This window comes from Danxiaibacter flavus, assembly GCF_041060425.1.
Taxonomy (GTDB): domain Bacteria; phylum Bacteroidota; class Bacteroidia; order Chitinophagales; family Chitinophagaceae; genus Danxiaibacter; species Danxiaibacter flavus.
On the sequence record NZ_JAULBC010000015.1, the window covers coordinates 1 to 20,397 of the forward strand.

At 39.9% G+C, this 20,397-nt stretch carries 31 protein-coding genes and 1 pseudogene; 24 read left to right on the plus strand and 8 right to left on the minus strand.

The features are described 5' to 3' along the window. Positions 1-85 precede the first annotated feature (85 nt). The 6 genes from QTN47_RS27250 to QTN47_RS27275 all read right to left on the minus strand — a co-directional run bounded on the left by QTN47_RS27250 (position 86) and on the right by QTN47_RS27275 (position 5,183). Positions 86-385 (minus strand): helix-turn-helix domain-containing protein, encoded by a 300-nt coding sequence (locus QTN47_RS27250; RefSeq protein ID WP_369332628.1) that lies wholly within the window; start codon positions 383-385, stop codon positions 86-88. A gap of 329 nt (positions 386-714) precedes the next feature. Further along, positions 715-1,107 carry a hypothetical protein gene (locus tag QTN47_RS27255; RefSeq protein ID WP_369332629.1) on the minus strand — a complete coding sequence of 131 codons (393 nt, stop codon included), beginning with the start codon at positions 1,105-1,107 and terminating at the stop codon, positions 715-717. Positions 1,108-1,196: 89 nt separating this feature from the next. Continuing rightward, on the minus strand, positions 1,197-2,084 hold the full coding sequence (locus QTN47_RS27260) for a hypothetical protein (protein ID WP_369332630.1): 888 nt from the start codon (positions 2,082-2,084) through the stop codon (positions 1,197-1,199). Between the two features lie 83 nt (positions 2,085-2,167). Next, entirely contained in the window at positions 2,168-3,850 is a 1,683-nt protein-coding gene (locus QTN47_RS27265; protein ID WP_369332631.1) for an AAA family ATPase, read from the minus strand. Positions 3,851-3,965: 115 nt separating this feature from the next. Next, on the minus strand, positions 3,966-4,430 hold the full coding sequence (locus QTN47_RS27270) for a hypothetical protein (RefSeq protein ID WP_369332632.1): 465 nt from the start codon (positions 4,428-4,430) through the stop codon (positions 3,966-3,968). Between the two features lie 45 nt (positions 4,431-4,475). Next, on the minus strand, positions 4,476-5,183 hold the full coding sequence (locus tag QTN47_RS27275) for a S24 family peptidase (RefSeq protein ID WP_369332633.1): 708 nt from the start codon (positions 5,181-5,183) through the stop codon (positions 4,476-4,478). A gap of 65 nt (positions 5,184-5,248) precedes the next feature. On the opposite strand from QTN47_RS27275, the gene QTN47_RS27280 reads away from it, so the two are divergent. The 22 genes and pseudogenes from QTN47_RS27280 to QTN47_RS27385 all read left to right on the plus strand — a co-directional run bounded on the left by QTN47_RS27280 (position 5,249) and on the right by QTN47_RS27385 (position 18,202). Next, entirely contained in the window at positions 5,249-5,533 is a 285-nt protein-coding gene (locus QTN47_RS27280; RefSeq protein ID WP_369332634.1) for a hypothetical protein, read from the plus strand. Continuing rightward, a complete protein-coding gene (locus tag QTN47_RS27285; RefSeq protein ID WP_369332635.1) occupies positions 5,526-5,918 on the plus strand; it encodes a hypothetical protein in 393 nt (130 codons plus the stop codon). Before QTN47_RS27280 ends, QTN47_RS27285 begins: the two co-directional genes overlap by 8 nt. A 219-nt stretch (positions 5,919-6,137) precedes the next feature. Beyond that, positions 6,138-6,419 (plus strand): hypothetical protein, encoded by a 282-nt coding sequence (locus QTN47_RS27290; protein WP_369332636.1) that lies wholly within the window; start codon positions 6,138-6,140, stop codon positions 6,417-6,419. An 11-nt stretch (positions 6,420-6,430) separates the two neighbouring features. After that, positions 6,431-6,664, plus strand: coding sequence for a hypothetical protein (locus QTN47_RS27295; RefSeq protein WP_369332637.1), 234 nt, complete (start codon positions 6,431-6,433; stop codon positions 6,662-6,664). A 38-nt stretch (positions 6,665-6,702) separates the two neighbouring features. After that, the gene (locus QTN47_RS27300; RefSeq protein ID WP_369332638.1) at positions 6,703-6,921 is read left to right on the plus strand and encodes a hypothetical protein; all 219 of its coding nucleotides are present in this window, start codon (positions 6,703-6,705) and stop codon (positions 6,919-6,921) included. A gap of 139 nt (positions 6,922-7,060) precedes the next feature. Next, positions 7,061-7,202, plus strand: a pseudogene (locus QTN47_RS27305). Positions 7,203-7,875: 673 nt separating this feature from the next. Next, a complete protein-coding gene (locus tag QTN47_RS27310; RefSeq protein ID WP_369332639.1) occupies positions 7,876-9,891 on the plus strand; it encodes an AAA family ATPase in 2,016 nt (671 codons plus the stop codon). 62 nt (positions 9,892-9,953) lie between these two features. Then, a complete protein-coding gene (locus tag QTN47_RS27315) occupies positions 9,954-10,514 on the plus strand; it encodes a hypothetical protein (protein ID WP_369332640.1) in 561 nt (186 codons plus the stop codon). Beyond that, positions 10,514-11,254 carry an MBL fold metallo-hydrolase gene (locus QTN47_RS27320; protein ID WP_369332641.1) on the plus strand — a complete coding sequence of 247 codons (741 nt, stop codon included), beginning with the start codon at positions 10,514-10,516 and terminating at the stop codon, positions 11,252-11,254. The genes QTN47_RS27315 and QTN47_RS27320 overlap by 1 nt, the downstream gene beginning before the upstream one ends. A gap of 1 nt (position 11,255) precedes the next feature. Beyond that, entirely contained in the window at positions 11,256-11,714 is a 459-nt protein-coding gene (locus QTN47_RS27325; protein ID WP_369332642.1) for a hypothetical protein, read from the plus strand. Continuing rightward, positions 11,714-11,992 carry a hypothetical protein gene (locus tag QTN47_RS27330; protein WP_369332643.1) on the plus strand — a complete coding sequence of 93 codons (279 nt, stop codon included), beginning with the start codon at positions 11,714-11,716 and terminating at the stop codon, positions 11,990-11,992. Before QTN47_RS27325 ends, QTN47_RS27330 begins: the two co-directional genes overlap by 1 nt. 20 nt (positions 11,993-12,012) lie before the next feature. Beyond that, positions 12,013-12,588 carry a hypothetical protein gene (locus QTN47_RS27335; protein ID WP_369332644.1) on the plus strand — a complete coding sequence of 192 codons (576 nt, stop codon included), beginning with the start codon at positions 12,013-12,015 and terminating at the stop codon, positions 12,586-12,588. Positions 12,589-12,596: 8 nt separating this feature from the next. Next, positions 12,597-12,803, plus strand: coding sequence for a hypothetical protein (locus tag QTN47_RS27340; RefSeq protein ID WP_369332645.1), 207 nt, complete (start codon positions 12,597-12,599; stop codon positions 12,801-12,803). Positions 12,804-12,806: 3 nt separating this feature from the next. Beyond that, on the plus strand, positions 12,807-13,061 hold the full coding sequence (locus QTN47_RS27345) for a hypothetical protein (protein WP_369332646.1): 255 nt from the start codon (positions 12,807-12,809) through the stop codon (positions 13,059-13,061). 4 nt (positions 13,062-13,065) lie between these two features. Beyond that, positions 13,066-13,824 carry a hypothetical protein gene (locus QTN47_RS27350; RefSeq protein WP_369332647.1) on the plus strand — a complete coding sequence of 253 codons (759 nt, stop codon included), beginning with the start codon at positions 13,066-13,068 and terminating at the stop codon, positions 13,822-13,824. Continuing rightward, positions 13,760-14,578, plus strand: a complete 819-nt coding sequence (locus tag QTN47_RS27355; protein ID WP_369332648.1) for a P-loop NTPase family protein — start codon at positions 13,760-13,762, stop codon at positions 14,576-14,578. Before QTN47_RS27350 ends, QTN47_RS27355 begins: the two co-directional genes overlap by 65 nt. 81 nt (positions 14,579-14,659) lie before the next feature. Beyond that, on the plus strand, positions 14,660-15,079 hold the full coding sequence (locus QTN47_RS27360; protein ID WP_369332649.1) for a PcfK-like family protein: 420 nt from the start codon (positions 14,660-14,662) through the stop codon (positions 15,077-15,079). Between the two features lie 2 nt (positions 15,080-15,081). After that, complete coding sequence (locus tag QTN47_RS27365; RefSeq protein ID WP_369332650.1) at positions 15,082-16,374, plus strand: PcfJ domain-containing protein; 1,293 nt, start codon at positions 15,082-15,084, stop codon at positions 16,372-16,374. A gap of 8 nt (positions 16,375-16,382) precedes the next feature. Further along, positions 16,383-16,733 (plus strand): hypothetical protein, encoded by a 351-nt coding sequence (locus tag QTN47_RS27370; protein WP_369332651.1) that lies wholly within the window; start codon positions 16,383-16,385, stop codon positions 16,731-16,733. 5 nt (positions 16,734-16,738) lie between these two features. Next, positions 16,739-17,194 carry a hypothetical protein gene (locus tag QTN47_RS27375; RefSeq protein ID WP_369332652.1) on the plus strand — a complete coding sequence of 152 codons (456 nt, stop codon included), beginning with the start codon at positions 16,739-16,741 and terminating at the stop codon, positions 17,192-17,194. Further along, positions 17,175-17,408, plus strand: a complete 234-nt coding sequence (locus tag QTN47_RS27380) for a hypothetical protein (protein ID WP_369332653.1) — start codon at positions 17,175-17,177, stop codon at positions 17,406-17,408. Before QTN47_RS27375 ends, QTN47_RS27380 begins: the two co-directional genes overlap by 20 nt. A gap of 2 nt (positions 17,409-17,410) precedes the next feature. Next, complete coding sequence (locus tag QTN47_RS27385) at positions 17,411-18,202, plus strand: hypothetical protein (protein ID WP_369332654.1); 792 nt, start codon at positions 17,411-17,413, stop codon at positions 18,200-18,202. Between the two features lie 19 nt (positions 18,203-18,221). On the opposite strand, the gene QTN47_RS27390 is transcribed toward QTN47_RS27385, so the two are convergent. Beyond that, a complete protein-coding gene (locus QTN47_RS27390) occupies positions 18,222-18,485 on the minus strand; it encodes a hypothetical protein (protein WP_369332655.1) in 264 nt (87 codons plus the stop codon). A gap of 41 nt (positions 18,486-18,526) precedes the next feature. On the opposite strand from QTN47_RS27390, the gene QTN47_RS27395 reads away from it, so the two are divergent. Continuing rightward, on the plus strand, positions 18,527-18,790 hold the full coding sequence (locus QTN47_RS27395; RefSeq protein ID WP_369332656.1) for a hypothetical protein: 264 nt from the start codon (positions 18,527-18,529) through the stop codon (positions 18,788-18,790). Here QTN47_RS27395 and QTN47_RS27400 read toward each other — a convergent pair. Beyond that, on the minus strand, positions 18,787-19,059 hold the full coding sequence (locus QTN47_RS27400; protein WP_369332657.1) for a hypothetical protein: 273 nt from the start codon (positions 19,057-19,059) through the stop codon (positions 18,787-18,789). The genes QTN47_RS27395 and QTN47_RS27400 overlap by 4 nt on opposite strands. A 918-nt stretch (positions 19,060-19,977) precedes the next feature. Between QTN47_RS27400 and QTN47_RS27405 the strand changes: the two genes are divergently transcribed. After that, on the plus strand, positions 19,978-20,382 hold the full coding sequence (locus QTN47_RS27405) for a DUF1064 domain-containing protein (RefSeq protein ID WP_369332658.1): 405 nt from the start codon (positions 19,978-19,980) through the stop codon (positions 20,380-20,382). The last annotated feature ends 15 nt before the right edge of the window (positions 20,383-20,397 follow it).

The window sequence follows — 20,397 nt, forward strand, 5'->3', positions numbered from 1 at the left end:
TGGTGACCTCGTCAGGATTCAGAAATAACGCCTAATTAATTCAAAATCAATATGTTTTTATAAAGTGTTGCGGTAATCGCAACTGTTATTTTGTTTTACCTTTCTTGCCTTTGATTTTTTCCGACTCGATAAGTCTTATTCCCTCTTTTATTAGTTCAATTCCAGAGGCTTCATTTGAGCCTGTTCTTGTTTTTGAAAGACCCAGAATCCAGTCAGTTGACACGTCTGTTATCTCTGCCGCTTTTACAATCTGTTCAATCGTAAATCCACGTTTGCCGCTTTCAACTTCGATCAAATTGCTTTGTCGGATCCCGATCAGCTCACACCATTCTTTCTTAGTTGCTGCAACGTCACTTCCAACTGCCTCTTTCATCAGCTGCAGCATGCGTGTGTTCCATATTTTTAACTCTGTACTCAATATGAATATTTTATTACTTTTATAGTAAATTACGATTATGCTCAATCTGCAATTCGATACGCAATCTTATATTGATCATGCAAAGCGCGCCTTGGACCTGTTTAATCAACTCAAAGCGCACATTGAATTTGCGAATCCTCATTTCAAAGCTGATATCATGTTAAAATTCGAAAATGGGCAAACTGCTCACAAGTGCGAATTTTCTTTGTCATATCCTTTACTACACGATACCGATGAGTTCAGAGCCAAACATCCTCAAAGATTTACACCGCTTAAGGACTATCAAGGGCTACCACTTATCGAAGTTTCTGGGACAGTTCAGAAATTAAATCGGCCCACAGATCAAAAGGTTCCATAAATTCTGGCATTGGTAAGCTTTCACCAACACTCGCAAATCCATCTGTCAATAAAGCCAAAAAGTTTTGCTTTGATACTTCGTATGCTAAGCTCAAATCGAATATATTATAGTTTGCCGCGCCAGTTCCAAACCTATCTTCCGCGAGAAGATTAAAGAAGACGTTTGTCCCGTTTAAAATTATATATTTCCATCTAAAGCAAATTCCTGTAGGCATACGATCTTCACCATAAGTTATAACAGCACGAAAGCTTGCATCAGGATCCGATGCCATCCATCTATTTTCTGGATGATGTTCAAAATGCCTTAGAGTAATGTTTGATTTCAACTTCATTGCGTGTAATCAATTTGATTCCTTAATTGCTTTTTAGTTCATTTGTAGCTGATCTTTTCAGGCTTTTCCACTTGGAATCAACGTTGCATTTATTTACCATCAAAAAGTGAATTCGCCTGAGGTGGGTTGTGAGTAGGAAGGCCGTTTCCGGTCTTTAATTCTAGCTCTACGCTTCGGATGCCATTTAATGATCCTTTTAATGAACGATGATTTTGTCTTTCCAGATAATAGACCCATTGTTCACCCTGTTGCCCGTGATGCCCAACTATTACAACTTTCCCGCGGTTGATATCATAGTGAAAATAATCGATAGTTAGATACAGGTTGTTTTTCGTGTTCTCAAAACGTTTGTAAACATATTGGTCTCGAAATTCGAGTAATGACAGTTCTGCATCTGGTCTTAGTCTGCCTATGATTGGCTTTTCTGAAGCTGGTTCCTCACGGTATTGCCATTCTCCCGCCATTATGTAATAGCCGAATTCTTGATCATAACGGGAAATTTGATCCTTTAGCCTGTTGATTTCGGCCTCAAGCTCCATTTTCTGTGTCTTAAATTGTTCGTTTTGGCTAATGCTTTCTCGCTCATCTTGAATTACATTTTCAAGAAGTGAGGTTCTTTTTTTATATTCATTTCTTAAAGCCAAATATTTTCCTATTGGCACCGATCCGTCTTTTCTAATTGCTAGATTCCAGTTTGTACTCCAGTTGTTAATATATGAATTGAACGCATGGATACATGTTCGGATATATGGAAACCCAAAAGTATAAACCGAGGCACTAACTAACGGCCAAAGGTATTTCGTCTTCCAATTGCCAGTCTGCAGAATCAAATTGAAGACCTCAGATGCAGAATTCATGTAAAAAATACCAACTGGAATTCGCCAATTAAAAATCAGCCAAGCTATTAGAGCTGAACTGATAAAAGGATTTGACAGACGATCCTTGATTGCGTTAAAAAAATCTGTCACTTTATCCATTGATTAGCGGTTGTTGAAAAATCAGGTAATTATTTGCATCCCTTCTGTTCCGGATAGATATCTTAAATAGGTGCTGAAAATAGTTATTCAATATCAGACAGTAGTCTATCAATTTCATTATTTATGTTTTCAAACACTTTTCGTTGAACTTCAACGCCCAGCTCATCACAAACGAAGTCACACAGCCGCCTTTTGTTTAAAGTCGATATTGATTTAGGAGCTCCATATTCATCTGTCGAGTTGGATGTATTATAAAAACCTTGACGAACTAGATCAAAATCGGGAATCTCCTCCACTTTAAGTAAATTTTCTATCCCGATTTTATAGATGGTGTTTGTGTCATTTTTGGACATTCGTCTCGTTAGCAAGTTGCCATTTGCATCCTCTGGCTTATTCGTGTCACTGTCATAAAGCAAGATAATTTTTGAAGTAGCATGGTCTATGTTTGCATTAAAGAATGATTTAGCCTGGTTAAGGGCATTGTCACCGGTGTTTTCGGCTTGTCCTCTATCATTAAGTTTTCCTATCCAGGAAAATTTTATTGACTGATCTCGCTTGTTAAAGATTTCTAAGCATTTATTAAAATATTGCTCATCCGTTTCTCCCTCAACAAAAACTACTGCTTTCCCATCCAGAAGAATACTTGCCAAATTAAAGGCCTTTTGAATTAATTTCTCGTTTGACCAGGTGAAAAACTTAGGGTCAGTTGCTGCAACTATCTTCCCTTGATTATTTTTTTCCAAAACGATCACTTTGTCTTCTATCCGTTTGGAATTATGCACCACAAAGGGTGAATGTGTTGTTACAATTAGCTGCGATGTCTGGACTCCTTCATCAGTCGTAAAAAGTTTTCTAAAGAAGTTCATAATTTCCAGTTGCCATCGTGGATGTAGACTGGTTTCTGGTTCATCAACTAAGACAACTGCACCCTTCGTCAAATTGTAATCTTTTAAAAGAAAGCTTCCTCGGAAAACAATCTGCTTTTCACCTGAACTTAATTGTTCAATGGTCATCGTCTTTCCGTTCTCCTCAAATACGATCTTTTTTCCTTGTTCCCCATTTTGGATTCCAACAAAGCGTTTGTTTGGAAAAATTGAATGAAACGCGTTGGTAAATCTACGAGTTCTAATATTCATTTTGCTTTCGTCGATTGGCTGACCAACATGCTCTTTTGCCCAGTTTGTAAATTCTATCGCATCCGAATTTTGGATATCAACTAATAACTGAGCAATCTCGGTTGATAATTTACTGTTGGATCTTTGGCTTCCATTATGAGCTCTATCTACGTCCGCGTTTGTTACACTTTTAATGGACTGGGGATTAAAATTGATTTCAACATCTGAATATATTGATCGTAAAATGATAGTGTCGCGGCGGACCAGGGTACCATCGCCCAATAGGATGCTCCCATCTTTAGTTTTACCGTATATTTTTATTTGCTCATAGTTATTAATTGGCCTGCAGCTTTTGACAATTGTAAGAATGTTTGTCAGTCCTTCCCGGGCAAAAGCGGAATTAGACGCTTGTAATGATTGCATCTCAATCGGGCTAAATTCAAATTCAGCCGTAATAACAGTTGGGCTATCGATTGCGGTAATGGCCAAATGTGTAAATTCATAGATTTCACTTAGAAGTACGGATTTGCCCGTTCCATTTTCCCCAGCTATAATGATATTGTTAACACTATTTCCATTTTCGTCGATAAAGTTAACATTCAAATCACCAAGAACAGGGTGTTTGTCAAATTGGATATGACGAATTTTCATACTTAAAAGATTGGTTTTTGTTACTGTGATGACTAAGGATAAAAAGACAATCTATCGCAGGTCTCGAACAACTCTGTCGGCCGACGTATAATGCGTATCCAATGGAACATTAAGGTCAAGCGAGCCATTTAAGTAATAAAGCGAAAATTCCAATCACAATTGCAGCGGCAATAACTCCTATGATAGTTAGTTGCCTGTCGTTAGTCTTTAAAAACTTATAGGCGGCATGGACATCCGAGCTTCTTTGACGCTCAGGAGTATTTGCTAAATAAATTTCCTCAGCGTAAGAAAAGTCTTTGCTTTCGTACGCATGATAAAATTCGTTTTTCCATTCATTGTATTTCTGGATGTCCTCACGCATGCTTTCTGCCTCAGTTTGTTTATGCAGCTTCTCTGGATTCCATTTATTTCCGCATGATAAGCATGTAATATCAATATCAGAACTGCCATGAAAGCCTGCAAGTAAACCCACTCCGCCAGTTAAAAAAGCGCCAGCGACACCTTTCGTTGCACTATATCCTTTCTTCTGGGCAGTCAATTGAGTAGATCCGCATTTTGGACATTTGATTTCGTTGGTCATCGGGTGAAGTTTTTTTAAAGTTTTAAAATTGATCGTAAATCCTTTCTATATATGTATCTCAAACTTCTTTGGCGGAGCCATCTCCCAGTCCATCTTTCTTTTCACAAGCCACAACTCTCTAATATCTCCCATATGCAACCCAAATTGCGGGAAGAATTCTTCGTTGTCACTAATGGCAACAAACTCACTGTCGCTTTTTCGGTAAAGTCGTTTGAGCATAACTCTGTCTTCTGTTACTATTACGTACACGTAATAGTTGGGGACTTGGGCGTAAGAATCTTTTTCAACTAACTCTCCTAAAACGTGGTAGCCGTGTTTTAAAGTGGGTTCCATGCTTTCTCCATCAACCTCGAAAATTCTATACTTGTCTCCCCGGTAAGGCATTCCTGGGATGTAGATTTTCTGTAGGGATTTCACGAATACTGGATTAAAGTAGTGCTTCGAGTAACCTGCTTGAGCACCTATGGGTACGTATGTAATTCCTTCTAGTTCCGGATTAGTTTCAATCTTGGGTTTGCGGATAGACTTTTGATCCGCAGTCTCTAAGTCGTCTGTTTTTGGTGTTTCGTCAGAATCTGATGTTTTAATGAAATTCAACAATTTTACAGTGTCTTCACCTTTAGGCTTTGTCCCCTTGCTTTTCCATTGATATATGCGATCCTGAGGAATGTCAAGCATTTCGGAAGCTTTAACCACGGAAATTTTTCTTTTTTTCAAGAGCGTAAAGAACTGATCTAGAATGTTAGATTCCATTAATGCAATAATGTTTCAAAAATAAATTAAGTAAAACATCAGATTTTTCTTTGAAATTCTGATAAATGTCAGATATTTGTGTTGTCATTGTGACAAACCAAAATAACAATAAAAAAATGGCAAAACAAAGAATATCAGATAAGGCAATAACGGCAATTCGCCAGGATAACGGATTGTGTGCGGCAGTTTGTGATGCTATTGGAATTAAGGTTATCTCAATAGATCGATATATAAGAAGAATGTCAAATAGTTTGACATCACATCATGTAGTAAAAATTATTGCTGACAGGACGGGTCTTTCGATTGAAGAGATATTAGAAGATCGGGCCGAATTGTCTACAAATGTATAAAGCAAAATTCCAAAACGCAACATTAAAATTTCCTGATATGGCTTATGGGTTTTCTGACTATATAGCAATTCTACTGAATTCAGACAATACGGAATTAGTAAACAAAGGGGTTCGATTCTCGATTGTTCATGCTTCAATCCAATCTCTTAAATCATTAAACACAGAGTGTGCATCGAAAGAGGTAAGAGACCGAATTGACAAGATTTCTCTCAAAGCATTAGACTACTTAGAAGCAAATATTGATACAATAATGACTGTCTCGAAGGACAATATCAATGATAAGCCTTCCCAAGCTCAGCAGGGGTTTTTCCGGGCCGTAGAGGCTTTTTTTCAAGCGCTGAAACCGGAACGGTTAACTGAGAAAAGCCACCAGCCTGATTCTTAGACAGTATTAAAGCAAAGTCGCCTGTTTTTAATGACGGTATACCATCGGCTAAAAACGCGGTGAGGGTTACAGGAAGTCCTTTGAATAACACTTCCTCCATGATCTGAAATAATTGAACTGACATTATTCTTTGTTTTTGTGGTTACTAACAAAGATACGGATTCCCGGCGGGTAGGCACATAACGTTCGAGTCGTTAGCGGGAGCAAATTTTCATAGCGATGTCTCAAATAACAATAGAAAGCAAGGCTTTCAAGATCATCATGGATAAGCTTGATTACTTGGAAAAGACAATCAAGGTAATGAGCTCAAACAATGGCTTTTCAAAGTGGATGGATGAAACAGAAGTGATAGCCATGACTGGACTGTGCAAGAGAAGTCTGTTAGAAAAAAGAAAAGCCGGTGTATTCAACTGGTCATCTGCAACAGGCAGAAAAATAAAGTATCTAAGAAAGGATGTAGAAGGATACCTAAATAGAAACTCAACTCTCATCGCAAAATAAACCCTATAGCCATGAACGCACAGGAAATGATCAAACTGCACGAAAGAGCCATCGCTTGTCTGGTTCTTATCGATTCGCCAAACAGCAGTGAATTTGACAAAGGCGTTTTCCAAAAAGCTTACGCTAATACAATGATGAAATTGGCGCAGCCTGGAATTGAAAAAGCTTTACCTGAGTTAAAGAGTGATGTTCCTTCACTTGCAAACATGGGAGTTAGAAAAGACGGAACTATCGCTTACTGTTAAAAAAAAACAAACCTGAAACACTTTTAAATAGTTCAACCATGCCACTTATAATATCAATACCGGTTGCCATCGTAGTCATAATAGCTACACTTTATGGAATCGTTTGGGTTCTACACTATGGATATGAGTTTAAAGAAGATCCTTTTGAAAAAGCAAAGGACGAAGAGTACTTCAAGCGAGTATTGGATCAACCTGATTCTGCAAAGAAGCCAGTTAAAGGCCTCACTGAACTTACAGAACATCTTTACTATAACTAGTTGGGGGATTGCGTTCCCAAATAGTGGACACGGACACTTAAAACCACCGGTGAGTTCTTTCATGCAATCAATTGTTAGATGATCCTACGGAGGATCAAACTTGAACGATTGCCCCGTTCCTGAAATTGCGGGGCAATACAGCGAGGTGGCGGAAAGTGGCAGACGCTTAAAAGATGTGCTCGAAAACGATAGGTCTAAAAGCCAACAATATTCTTGAGCTGCTTTGAAAATCTCTTACAGCACGTGATGTAAGTGCGCAGGTTCGAATCCTGTCCTCGCTTCTTTCATATGGCAAGCTATATACCTGGTTATTCTTGGCCGGGTAATTAATCTGTTTGGCTGCGGGTTGCTGCTACCTAATGTGCCGAAAACTGAAAAAATGCAGCGTAACTGGAGTGGCGAAATAGTAGACGCACATAAAGCAAATGTTCTTTATGGTTCACGTAATCAGAGGATGAAATGAATACAGGTTCGAATCCTGTCTCCGGTTCACTTTTCAGATGTTGGATGTTTTAAGGGTTTAGGCCCGGCTATTCTTGGCAGGGCTTTTATAAAAACGAATTGGAAACAGGGGTAACTACGCATGATGCAGCGTCCAGACATGACAAACGTTACAATTCCCGGTGTGTGAGTGATCGCTATCCGGGAGCAACCTCAAGGCGGACGATAGCTAGTGATGATTCGCCCCTAAGGTAAAGCGCGCGCTGCGGGGCATAAGTAACACACGCTCCATGTGGGTCACATGGTCTAAGCCGGTCGGGTAAGTGCCGGCATCTTTTAGAAAAAAATTCAATTAAGAAAATGGTAACTGATAGAGCACTTGAAGCTATTAGGCTTTACATGCAAGGGTATTCGCCCAGGCAAATACTGAAAATCCTAAAGTCAAAATTTAGATAAATAAAAAAGCCTTGCTGGTAACAAGGCCTATTCTTAACAAAAACTAGAATTCAAATCATGGCAAAAGTACAATTAAAAAGTTTAACCCTGATCAACTTTAAGGGTATCAAAAATCTCGTCATTCACTTTAAGCACATCACAGACATTTTCGGTGACAATGGAACCGGCAAGACGACTGTATTCGATGGATTTACCTGGTTACTGTTTGATAAGGACTGTAACAACAACACAAAGTTCGGTATTAAAAACCTTGACAAAGACGGCAAAACAACAGATCAAACGGAGATTCATGTATCTGCTGAGCTTGATGTTGATGGTAAAATCGTTAGTCCAAAGAAAGTAATGCGTGAAAAGTGGACCACTAAAAAAGGTAGGTCAAAAACAGAGTTCACCGGTAACGAAAACATCCACTTCTGGAATGACGTGCCAGTTAAGCAATCTGAGTTCGACAAGAAAGTGTCCGACATTCTGGATGAAGGCTTGTTTAAGCTTATCACAAACCCGCTGTACTTCAACAGGAATCTCAAATGGCAGGATCGTCGCAATGTACTTATGGAGCTTGCCGGCAATATCAGTAATTCGGAGATTGCCGCGAGCAATGCAAAATTCCGGACAGTCTTGGATGCATTGTCTAATAAGACTCTCATTGAATACAAGCGTGAAATCGGAGCGAAAAAGTCCAAGATTAAAACAGAGCTTGATTCTATTCCTACACGCATCGATGAGCTGGTAAGAAGCCGACCTGAAATGATGGACTTCAATGCTATCCGTACACAGCTGCTGAGAAAGGAAACGGAGCTTGAAAACCAAGACAATTACTTGCTTGATCGGTCAAAAGCAAATTCTGAATACCACAATAAGGTAGTCGCCTGGCAAAACAACATTCACTCTCTTAAAAACTCAATGCGTAACATAGAGTTTGAAGAAAGACAAAAAGCCACATCATCAACGTCGCAGAAAGTTGCCCAGGTAAATAACCTTACAAGGGAAATATCAGATAAAAAAGGTGTGATCAAATCTAAGGCGCATGAACTAAATACGCTTGAACAGCAGTTGTTGAATTCAAATAGTGCAAGAGATATGATCCGGAAAGAATGGATGGACGAGAATGAAAAGGTGATGGAGCCATATCCTGAATTCACTTTTGACGAGAGCTCTTGCTTTTGCCCTACCTGTAAGCAGCATCTGCCAGATGGTGACATCGCGACAAAAAAGGGTCAACTGCTAACTAATCACAATGAAGCGCAAGCCAAATATGAGATCTCTTTTAATGAAAGCAAGACTAAGAAGCTTGCTGAACTCAATGCGAAAGGTGTTGCCGAAAAGAAGAATGGCGAAATCCTGGCTGAACGCATAGAAAAGGCTAAGGCTGCTTTGGTAATCCTTGAAGATGAGTTGAAGGCCTTGGAAAGTAAGTTGGCTTCATTAGAGTCCGATTCTGCACCGGTAATAAATGTTGATGAAGTTGTTGCCAATGCTTTGGTCACCAATCCTGAATATACAAAGCTCAAAACTGATCTGGAGCTGGCAGAAGCGAATCCTGTGAAAGAAGAAAAAGTAGATCTGTCATCGCTACAGCAAGCGAAAACAGCCATACAAGCCGAAATACAAGGATTGCAAAGGACTTTAATGAACGAAGAGTTGATCGAAAATGCCAACGTCCGTCAAGCAGAGCTGGAGCAGCAACAAAAAACTCTCGCCCAGGAACTTGCAGACCTTGAAAATATTGAGTTTACTCTGGACGAATTCAACAGGGCCAAACTTGACATGGTTGAAAGCCGCATCAACGGAAAATTCAAATATGCTAAGTTCAAACTCTTCGAACGCCAGGTAAATGGGGGAGAGGTTGAATGCTGCGAAACTACATACAACGGTGTTCCTTTCTCTGACTTAAACACTGCCTCTCAAATATGGGTCGGCTTGGATATCATAAACACTTTGCGCGAGCACTTCAATGCAGATGGGCCGGTCTTCCTTGACAACCGGGAAAGCGTTTGCCAAATACCTGAAACAACAGCGCAAATCATCAACCTGTTTGTTTCACCACAGGACAAAAAATTGAGAGTAGCATAGTCGAAACCTCTAACGTGTAACAAATTAATCAAACGATTTAATCATTCTTTTAATACGATAACATGAACGCAGAATTAGTAAAGCAAAATGAAGCCGCCGCACCGAGAATGGTGGTTGTAGATATGAACGACGTAGACCTTCCGGATCTGGATGACGCAGACGTCCTTCCAATGGAATTGACAACGTTTTATTGGACGCCTGAAAAGGCAGAGGAAACGAAGCGTGTGTATTTCGACTGCATTAAGTTCAGGGAAATGCCAGCGATTAAAGAAGGAGAGGAGCCGCAGATTTTGCCATGTGCTCATTTCTACGAAAAAATTGATGGTGAAATGATGGCCATCTGCAATGCAAGCAAAAGGCTGGTGGCGGCAATTGAAGGCAGCTTTGTTAAACGTGGAACTCCGTTGATCATTACTTACAAGGGCAAGCGTAAGAATGCTACCAATCAATTCCAAAGCGATTCCTGGAGCATTAAGCCTCTCATCCCTAAAGGATTGCTGATCGAAAATCATGTTTCCGATCAGATCACTACAAAGGCGAATGTTGGCGAGGAGATAGGCTTTGATGAAACACCCGCGGCAGAAGTAGTTAAAACAACTGTTAAAGCAACGCCAGACTTCTAATGAAATTAAAAATCATAGGCAGCAGCTCAGCCGGTAACTGTTACATACTGGAAAATGACAAAGAGGCTTTGATCATTGAGGCAGGTGTAAGGTTCGAAAAGATTAAAAAGGCTTTGAATTTCCAATTGTCAAAAGTCGCCGGCTGTCTGCTTACTCACGAACATGGAGACCATGCAAAGGGTGTGAACGAGGTGATGGCTGCAGGGATAGATGTTTACTCAGCACCAGGAACATTTGAAGTGCTGAAAATTAACAACCATCGTGCTAAAAAGCTCACCGTAGGACAGGTATTCAGTGTTGGCAGTTTCAAGGTGATTGCCTTCGATGTTAATCACGACGTAAGGCAACCAGTCGGCTTTATTATCAACCATGAGGAAACTGGGAATGTGTTGTTTTTGACGGACACATACTATGTAAGTAACAAGTTCAAAAACATTCACAACATCCTGATCGAAGCGAACTATTGCCTGGATATCATTCGCAGGAAAGTTGATGAGGGAAGGTTGAAAGACTTTCTAAAGGACCGTGTGATCCAGTCGCACATGAGCATTGACACATGTAGGAATACACTTCTTGCAAATGATCTGAGCAAAGTAAACAACATTGTTTTGATACACCTGTCCGATAGCAACAGCAATGCCGCGGAGTTTCAACAAAAGATATCACGTGCAACAGGTAAGACCGTTCACATAGCTGATGCTGGTATCGTAATCGAAAACTTTAATAAAACGCCTTTTTGATATGGAAGTAATGGTGATAATAAAGAACGGACAGATTTACAACAAATCGGATGTAAAGCAGGCTTTTAAACTGGCAGACGGAGACTGGAAAATGACTATAGAGCCTTACAGAGTTCGCAGTTTGAACCAGAATGACTATTACTGGAGTGTTGTGGTGCCGGCTGTAAGATCTGCTTTGAAGGACGTTGGATATAGTGAGATAAAGAATGATAAGCAAGCCCACGAGTTTATGAAGGCGATGTTCCTGGCTGAAAGGGATATCTCGCTGGACATGCTTTCAAAGCTGGAGGAAAAGAAGCTCACAACGACCACATTGAGCACTCTGCAATTCAATGGCTATGTCGAAGATATCATTCAATGGGCCGCGGAGTATTTAGGAATTGTTATTCCTCCGCCGATGAAAGACCCTGTAATGATAGCCAGCTACGACAACGAAGTAAATGCAACAATAATCGAGTAGTGTACTTAAAAGAAACGATAGTGAAAGCATGGGGCACAGCTCCAGCCAACCAGGAAGTAAAACTAATAGCAGAACATGGTGAGGTATTGATTATTGAGGCTCAGGATGGGAATAGGTTTTCAGTGAAGAGAGATCTGGTGAGCTCAGACGAGCAAGAAACAACAATCCAAGAAAGTAAAGAAGAGCCGGTAAAGGTGCAAGAATCAGCAAGACAAATCAAGTCAGTTAGATCAAAGCCGATATCAACCCCGATCCCACAGCAAACCACGCTTTTTTAAATATTTAAACAGTAACACCAATGAGCAGAAAATATTTGCCTCCTGTGCATCTAGCATGTGGAGACGACGAGATGCGGCCAGCATTAATGTACGTGGAGATTTTGGATGGTATAGCAACGGCCACAAACGGCTATATGATATGCCGACTAAATCTTTCGGAATACTCAAACCTTGATGAAACAACTCTTCAGCAGTTATCGGGAATGTACATCCATCGGGATGCATGGAACTTAATATGTGATGCAGAAATAATCACTCTGTCGGACGAGTATGACAATACCCTAACCTACGTGAAAGGTGGTGTAGAGGCAAATATCCAAATAAAGGGAGATAACGAGGTTAAATATCCGGATTATCAATCCCTCATTAATAAGATCGCTAATTCCAGGTTCGATAAGAAATCTTTTATCGGTTTTGATCCAAAGTGGATTGAGATATCGAAAAAGATTTTTCAGTCGAAAACTATAATCATCCGCTTTTACGAACAGGAAAGCATGTTCACGATTTTTCCGGGCAATGATTCAAAAGCCTTTATTGGAATCATGCCGATGGTTCTAAAGGAGGAGGATGCGGTAATTGATTTTTCACTTAGCTAATCAACTCCATGGAATCAGCAAACTCACCTCCGCTAATGAAAGATGCAAAACCAACATCAAAGCAGAAAGCAATCGAAATAACCATGTTCAAGCTCCAATACTCAGGAAAAGAAAAGATAGAAAAGACGCTACAGCAGTTATGGAACCAGGCTTATAGCGAAGGATTAAGAGACATGGACCGGATGCATGGCAAAATTGATAACAGCAAAACTTAGAACATGAATGCAATGCCAGGACTTCAATACTCATTTGAATCATACCCTGTATGGCTGTATGATATGAGTATTGAAAATGTCGAAGAAAGAAGAAAACAGCGCCAATATTTCAGAACCGCAACAGCAGCAGCAAATTTTTTAGGTATCGTCCCGCGACGACTATTTACAAAGGTCGCTACCAAGGAATACGCATATCATAAAGAAACAGGTAAGAAGTATGCGGTAAGAAAGGCGATCAGTGAAGGTGTCACGATTTAAGAATGTGTATTTAAGTCAGCAGTATCCAATGAATTATTTAGAGCTAATTAACCAATACTGGGACTTGAGGGAACAAGGCATTTTACTGGGTTCTGAAGGCGAATACTATTTGTTTCTATTACACAAATGTAATCGCCTTGCCTGGAAGAATCCGTTCAATCTATCGAATCAGCTTTGTTGTGGGTATTTGGGCATACAAGAAAAGAGCCTTATTAAATATCGGAACAAACTAAAGCAGGTGGGTCTTATAGATTTCAAGTCCGGAACAAAAGGTAATAATACAGAATACAGGATACACTTCCCAAACACCTGTAAAAAATACAGTGAATCGGGTAGCCTTTCGGGTAGTCAAATGGGTAGTGAATCGGGTAGCCTTTCGGGCGAAAAAAGGCCAGACAACATAAAACAAAAACAAGACTATACTAAACAAGACAATAGTGAAGTAATTACATCACCTCCGCCTGAAAATTCAGTTCCGCAGTTTAACCTGGGCAACTCGAATCTGTATCGCCAACCTAAAATACCAACCATAGAGGATGTTGAAAGAATTTTTATGCAGCACGGCGGCACAGTAGAAATGGCAAAAAAATTTTTTGAAAAAAATAATGCAGTCGGCTGGTTTATGAATAACAATCCGATTGTGCGATTTGAAAATCTGGTTCCTGGATTTATTCAATCATGGAGGAAAAACGAAAACAATGGAAAAGATCAATCAAGTGCTAAAAAACTTCAAGGACGAATCGACTATACAGGGGCTTTATGACAGCATAGAGCTCACCGAAGAGGAAATGCAGACGGCAATTTATGCAGCAAAGGCTGAAAAATACTGGCAATTGGAAGAGCAGAAAAAGAAGGATGAGAAAATAGCGGCCATGCAGGAGTGTCAACGCCCTTGGTCAACGGAAGAAATGTTTGAGCGTGCCGTTCACGAAGCAAGACGTTTAGCTAGTCTGTCCGACAAGGAACATAAGTTGGATAATTATGTGAGGCCCGTTTTCCAGCTGCTTGCTCAGTATTTCACCAACAATCCCGAATTCGAGAAGGGGGATTACAAGCTTTCCAAGGGCATCATGATTATCGGAAACGTCGGAGTTGGCAAAACCGATATACTTAAATCTTTTCGCCTCAATAAACGCCAGTGCTTCTTTCCGGTGAACTGCCTGGAGATTGAAGAAAGGATAAGGAAGAACGGTTTGGATTATTGGAAAACATATACTGGCTATGTTCCTGGCCACGGCAACACTCCTGGTGTTTTCATGCAGCCAAATATCGGATGGATGTTCGATGACCTCGGAGTTGAAGGAATCATTAAAGACTTCGGAAATGAGTTGGACGCCTTGGAGGTGATCGTTCAAAACCGGTATTCAAACCGCGAAAGGGTTCCATTCTCTTCGTTACAAATAACTACAAACCTTAACGGAGAGATGATCGAAAAGAGATATGGTGCCAGGATGCGAAGTAGGTTAAGGGAAATGTTTAACGTCATCATTTTAAATGGCGAAGACAGACGGGCATAATAAACCGACGTAATAATCATCGTATAGCCAGAAAGTTGTCTAGCAAAATTTTATCTACAAACAATTAAAAGTGTAAGAATCATGAAAGGAACTGAAAGTTTTAAATCTGTTATTCAGAACTATCTCAACAGTTTGGCTGCGAAAGATCCTTTGTTTTCTGAGACATTCAAAAAGGCAAACAAGAACATCGATGACTGTATAACATACATACTGAATACTGTTAAGGAAAGCGGTTGTAATGGCTTTGCTGATGAAGAAATCTTTAATCTGGCTGTGCATTATTATGACGAAGATAATATTAAGCCAGGCGACAAAATTGAAGCAACTGTTGTAGTAAATCACCATGCGCAACTTACGGAAGAGGAAGTAAAAGCAGCAAAAGAAGAAGCACTTCAGAAAGTCATCGCAGAAGAAACCAATAGGATAAAAAAGAAATCTCCATCGAAAGTCGCTTCCAAAGAAACAGAAACCAAATCAAAAGAGCTTTTATTATTTGAATAGTCATGAAAGCAAGAACCAAATTACAAATCAGGGTAAAAAGGCTGAGCGAAAAGTTACCGCGAATTACAAAGTCGCAGGAAGAGTGGGCCTATAGTGAGTGTCTTCCTCACTTGGCGTATGCGAATAAATCATCCGCGTTCTGTTTGGATTGTGGTAAGATGTTCTCATTGGAATTGGTTAACCGTAGCAAGCGAGCCACCTGTCCTCATTGTAACACAAAGCTTAAAGTTGAGTATACACGAAAAACAACACACAAGAAAGTGAACTATTTCGCTATCACTCACATCGTTGAGGAATTTCAGGTTGCTGAATACTTTGAGCTTTACGCTTATTATAAAAAAGGAAAACCGGTAAAGTACTTTCTTCATGCCATTTTGGAGGATTGGATCTTACCAAACGGTAAAATCACTAAAATCGGACTGCTTCACAATTGTACCGGGTATTGCGATTCTTGGACCGGCGACTGGGAGATCCGGGAAGATCGAATAAAATATTACTACAACTCAAGGAAGTATGATGTGTATGCAAGAAAGTATCATCCCGCGTCAGCCTTTAAGCCTGAATATTTAAAAATCGGCATTAACAAGCATCTCGCAGGGATGACCCTTATAGAAGCAATTACTATTATTCCTACAGAACCCAAAGCCGAAACCCTGCTTAAGGCGAAAAGGTTTGATTTATTGGAGACAATGGTAAGTAGCAGTGGCGCTATATCCCGGAACTGGCCATCAATTAGAATAGTGCTGCGGAATAAATACAAAATCAATGATGTATCTATTTGGTTTGACTACCTGGATCTACTTCGGTATTTCAACAAAGACTTGCACAATGCAAAGTATGTATGCCCAAAAGACCTGAAAAAAGAGCATGACCGCCTTGTCGCTAAAAAACGAGAACGCGAAAGGATGGAAGAGATTGAGAGAAAGCGAAAACACATCGCGGAAGCTGAATTGCTCTTCAAAAGTAAGATCGAAAAATTTGTTGGTATTCAGTTTAAGTCGGGGAATATTCTTGTTAAAGTGCTTGAAAGCGTGAAAGAGTTTGAAGAAGAAGGCGACATCTTGAAGCACTGTCTCTTTACAAATGAATACTACGCAAAAGAAGATTCGTTAATCTTATCTGCCCGCATAGATAACGTTCCCATAGAGACAATTGAGGTTAATCTGAGCAGCATGAAAATTGAACAGTCAAGAGGACTGCAGAATCAGCCAACTGAGTACAATCAAAAGATCATTTCACTTGTCAACAGAAATCTCGCCAAAATAAGAAAAATAGCACGTCAAAAAATAGCGTAAAAACAATTATGACACCATTCATGCAAGCCTTGCAAGCAAAGAAGGCATTTGGAAAGGCGACGCCTGAACCAAAAAAGGAAGTTAAAGCCATCCCGAAGGTTGCAAAGAAACGGGCGAAAGATAACCGGGAATATGCAAAGGTCAGCCGTCCTGTTTGGAAAGGTAAGCTCTGCCAGATTAGATCACCTGTATGTACAAAACATGCCGAAGGTTTTAACCATGCTGGCGGAAAAGAGACAAAAGAAAAGCTGCTGGACATAGCTAACGGCCAGGCTGCTTGTAATGCATGTAACGAGTATTGCGAGCAGCATCATGAGTGGGCGGTAAAGAATGGACTTAGAATAAAAAGAAATACTTAAATCAAATGATGAATGTTGCTGATAAACGCTTTTATGTCCGCATTAATGCAGGACCAAAACCAGGAGGTAATCCAACTATTTATCACAACTCTGGATTCCGGTTTGAGGCGTTCATGAAGTGGTGCTGGTACTTCGATTATTTGGCAGCATCATACAAAGTATCAAATCCAAGACATTATGTAAATGTTGACAAAGGTAACTATGACTACTTACCGCCTGTACAGGAAAGAATAAAAGAGGTCAAGGGGAAAATCGCTGGCAAAAGGAGAAAGTTGAGTGAATATGAAAATAAGCTCATGCAGGCGGAAAGCTCTTGGCGTGAATTATTTTCAATCACTGACGATCCAATGTATAAAAGGGCACTGGCAAAAATTGAAGCCCTAAGATCACAACTTGAAGTACTCGAATTTGAATATGCAGAACTAAATAAAATTGACACGAATGAAAATGATAAAAAATAATGGCGAACACGCCTTTGTAATAAGCAGGCCAACGATCACAAAACCTGAGGTAGTTCGAAAGTTTAAGAAAGACGGCATACAGTACTACGAGTGCACAGGAGGCAGAGTATTCATTGCCGCGAAATATGACGAAATGTTCGGTGTGAAGAAAGGTACTGTGAAGCCGAAAGGATATAAAGGCAGTAATAACTTCAAAAAGATGAAGGAGAATTAGCCATGAAACTGATACCAATACTATTTAGCACTCCAATGGTTCAGGCTATTCTGGACAGGAGGAAAACGCAGACAAGGAGAATTGTAAAACCTGCAATTGAGGATCTTGGTAACGGCCTTTTCCGATGGAAAAATAAAGGTTCATTTTTCCAAGTGGGCGCAAAAGACTTAAACGATGATTTTTTTGGGATAATAAAATCAGGAAAATGGCAAAAGGGAGATGGTCTTTGGGTAAAAGAGAGTTTTAAAGTTTTAGACTATTGGGAAGACAGAAAGGCATTGCATGTGATATACCAAGATCATAAAACAGATGTATGCATACTTACATATCAAGAATGGGCAAAGTTTAGTAAATGGGAAAATCAGGAGGGTAAAAAGCCATCATTGTTCATGTTTAAATCACTGTCTCGCATCTATCTCCAAATAACAGATGTAAGAGTTGAATGCTTACAGAACATTAGCGAGGCTGATGCGATAGCAGAAGGTATAATGTACCTGCCAAACCTTGGCGGTTACCATTGGAGCAAGGACTCAATATTTGCGTATGATACACCCCAATCTGCATTCAAGCACTTATTTATTTCCATCAGCAGTAAGCCGAATCCAATAAAAGATGATAACGGGAAAGTAATCCGTTATGAAGCAATAGCATGGGATGAAGATCATTTTGACTGTCATTTTTCAAAATACAACGGGATATACCGAGGAAAGGAACTGATTGTTACCGTAAATCCATGGGTATGGGTGGTTTCTTTCAAAAGAATCGAAAAGCCAATTGAAGTGAAGGGAATATAACATGTTTAGTCAAAACAAATCACTCAGGAGCATCATTGAAATCAGGATAGCCGAACGTGTTTTGAATGAGCTTTGCGATCTCTCGTTTTAGACCAATTTCTAACGAGTCATCGTCCGGCCAGACATTTAAACGGCCTTCATTATCGGCCTTTGGTAATATTAATTTGTGCGTAGGCTCGTACACAACGACATGATAATTGGTGCCTTGCTCTTGAGGTATACTCTCTGCAGTAAAGTGAATTAGGTACCGCTTGCCGCGGTAATCGAGTGGAAGTGTGATCATATGCTAAAGCTTTTTGTTAAAACGCAATTCAAATGCCAAAAATGAAATATATAAAACAACCCTTTAAAAAATGGCGGGTTCTGAAATACGAGCCTGTCTCACAGTTTGCCTTGACATATGAGCCTATAGTGTTCAAACTAACAGCCGAGGTTCATACCTGGTGGGGACTAATTAAAAGAATTGAAACAGAAACACATGTACTCGATCCCACATCTCACGACTTTGAAAAGACACTCGCTCAATGGGAAGAGCAAAAGACGTGGAGTAATGAACTTCTCAACAACAGAAAACTGGATGGCTTCTAATAAGTGATGATGCCGTCATCTAATAGTTTTTCCAAATGTTTTGCGACTTCTCGGAGGAAGTTAATGTCTTGGGCATTGTTGAAAATTTCAACTCCAGGGTTATATCCATGCTTTGGACGGATTCTAAATGCGGCTTCGGAGATGGGCTCGTTTTTTTCATCAAAAATAGGATAGTTACCGAAAGACACCAGCAGAACAGCATGGTCGACTTTACTTTTCTGTATGTCAAGAGTAACGATCTGATGATTATATGGCATTTTCTCAATCATAACCAAAATTAAGACAATGGTCAGTAAAATCGACAGGAAACATACAAGTGGAAACCGTGTGCTCGATCTGATAACAGACGGCCAGTCACAATGGAATTCAAAAAGGCCGAGTTAGATAGCCCGGCCGTGCTTGTTAAGATGATTTTAACTTTTTAAAGAAAAATACCACTGAATATACAAGGGCAAAGTGACAGAACTTTCCTTGTATCAAAATCGATAAAAATATCTATAAATAGGAACAACAACAGTGCCACTCAACAGAGCCCAAAAAAAGGCTGAGTTTCACAACCCAGCCCTAAGCAGAGAGCATAGCCACATAGGGAAATAGTAACCTAAACCGGCGCAACTGTGATGCGAAATGAAATTAAAGCTCTTACACGACAGCCGAACTTAAAAATCCGACTGTAAGACATGCGTTAACATCAAATGAACGTGAAATTTATGCGTATACCTGGAGCAACAATTGACGTGCCGCGAACGCAAGTTGGAAAAATTTGAAGAGTATTGAGACAGCCAGATATTGCAGGCGAGCAAGTTACGTAGCTTACGGATGATTGCCATGATCTACTGTTGAGGTTTACAAGATGTGGTCAGATTCTGCGAATTGGGGCGTTCTGGTGATCTCGATTGCAATTAAGTTCACCAACACTAATGCCATTTCCTTTACGAAAAAGGCCAGACTAGAAAGCCCGGCCACACGAACCAAAAAATTCGAAATGAGCATCAATTTATATTACTCATCAAGTCACATTACTCATTAAATGAATCAAACCAAATGCCACAGAAATACTTTACTTATTCCACTGATATACCAGCTCTAATGACAGTGCATACATCGTTAAGCTTTAAAAGGTGCGATAATATTCTACATTATAGGTAATACAACAACCCCAACATATTTACAACTGTAAAAACAAAATGAGAAAGGCATTCATAATAGAAGATATAATGAACTCTCCCTGTGCAGGATTAAACCAACACCTGGTACCTGCACAGGAGCCAGAGAAGAAGCGGTCAAAGTACGGCTCCAAGAAAGCTGAAGTAGACGGAATCAACTTCGATTCACAAAAGGAGGCGAAACGTTACAAGGAGCTGCGACTTTTACTTAAAGCCGGCAAGATCGGCATGCTGGCAAGGCAGGTACAATTTGAACTCAATCCAACCGGATCCCATTCGCTTATTTACATAGCGGACTTTGTTTACCGGGATATGAGCACCGGCAATCAAGTTGTTGAGGATTGCAAGGGGCATTTGACAAAGGAATATAAGAAAAAGCGTAAATTGATGCGCCAGCTATATAATATTTTAATAGCTGAAGTATAATGTTTATTAAAGAGT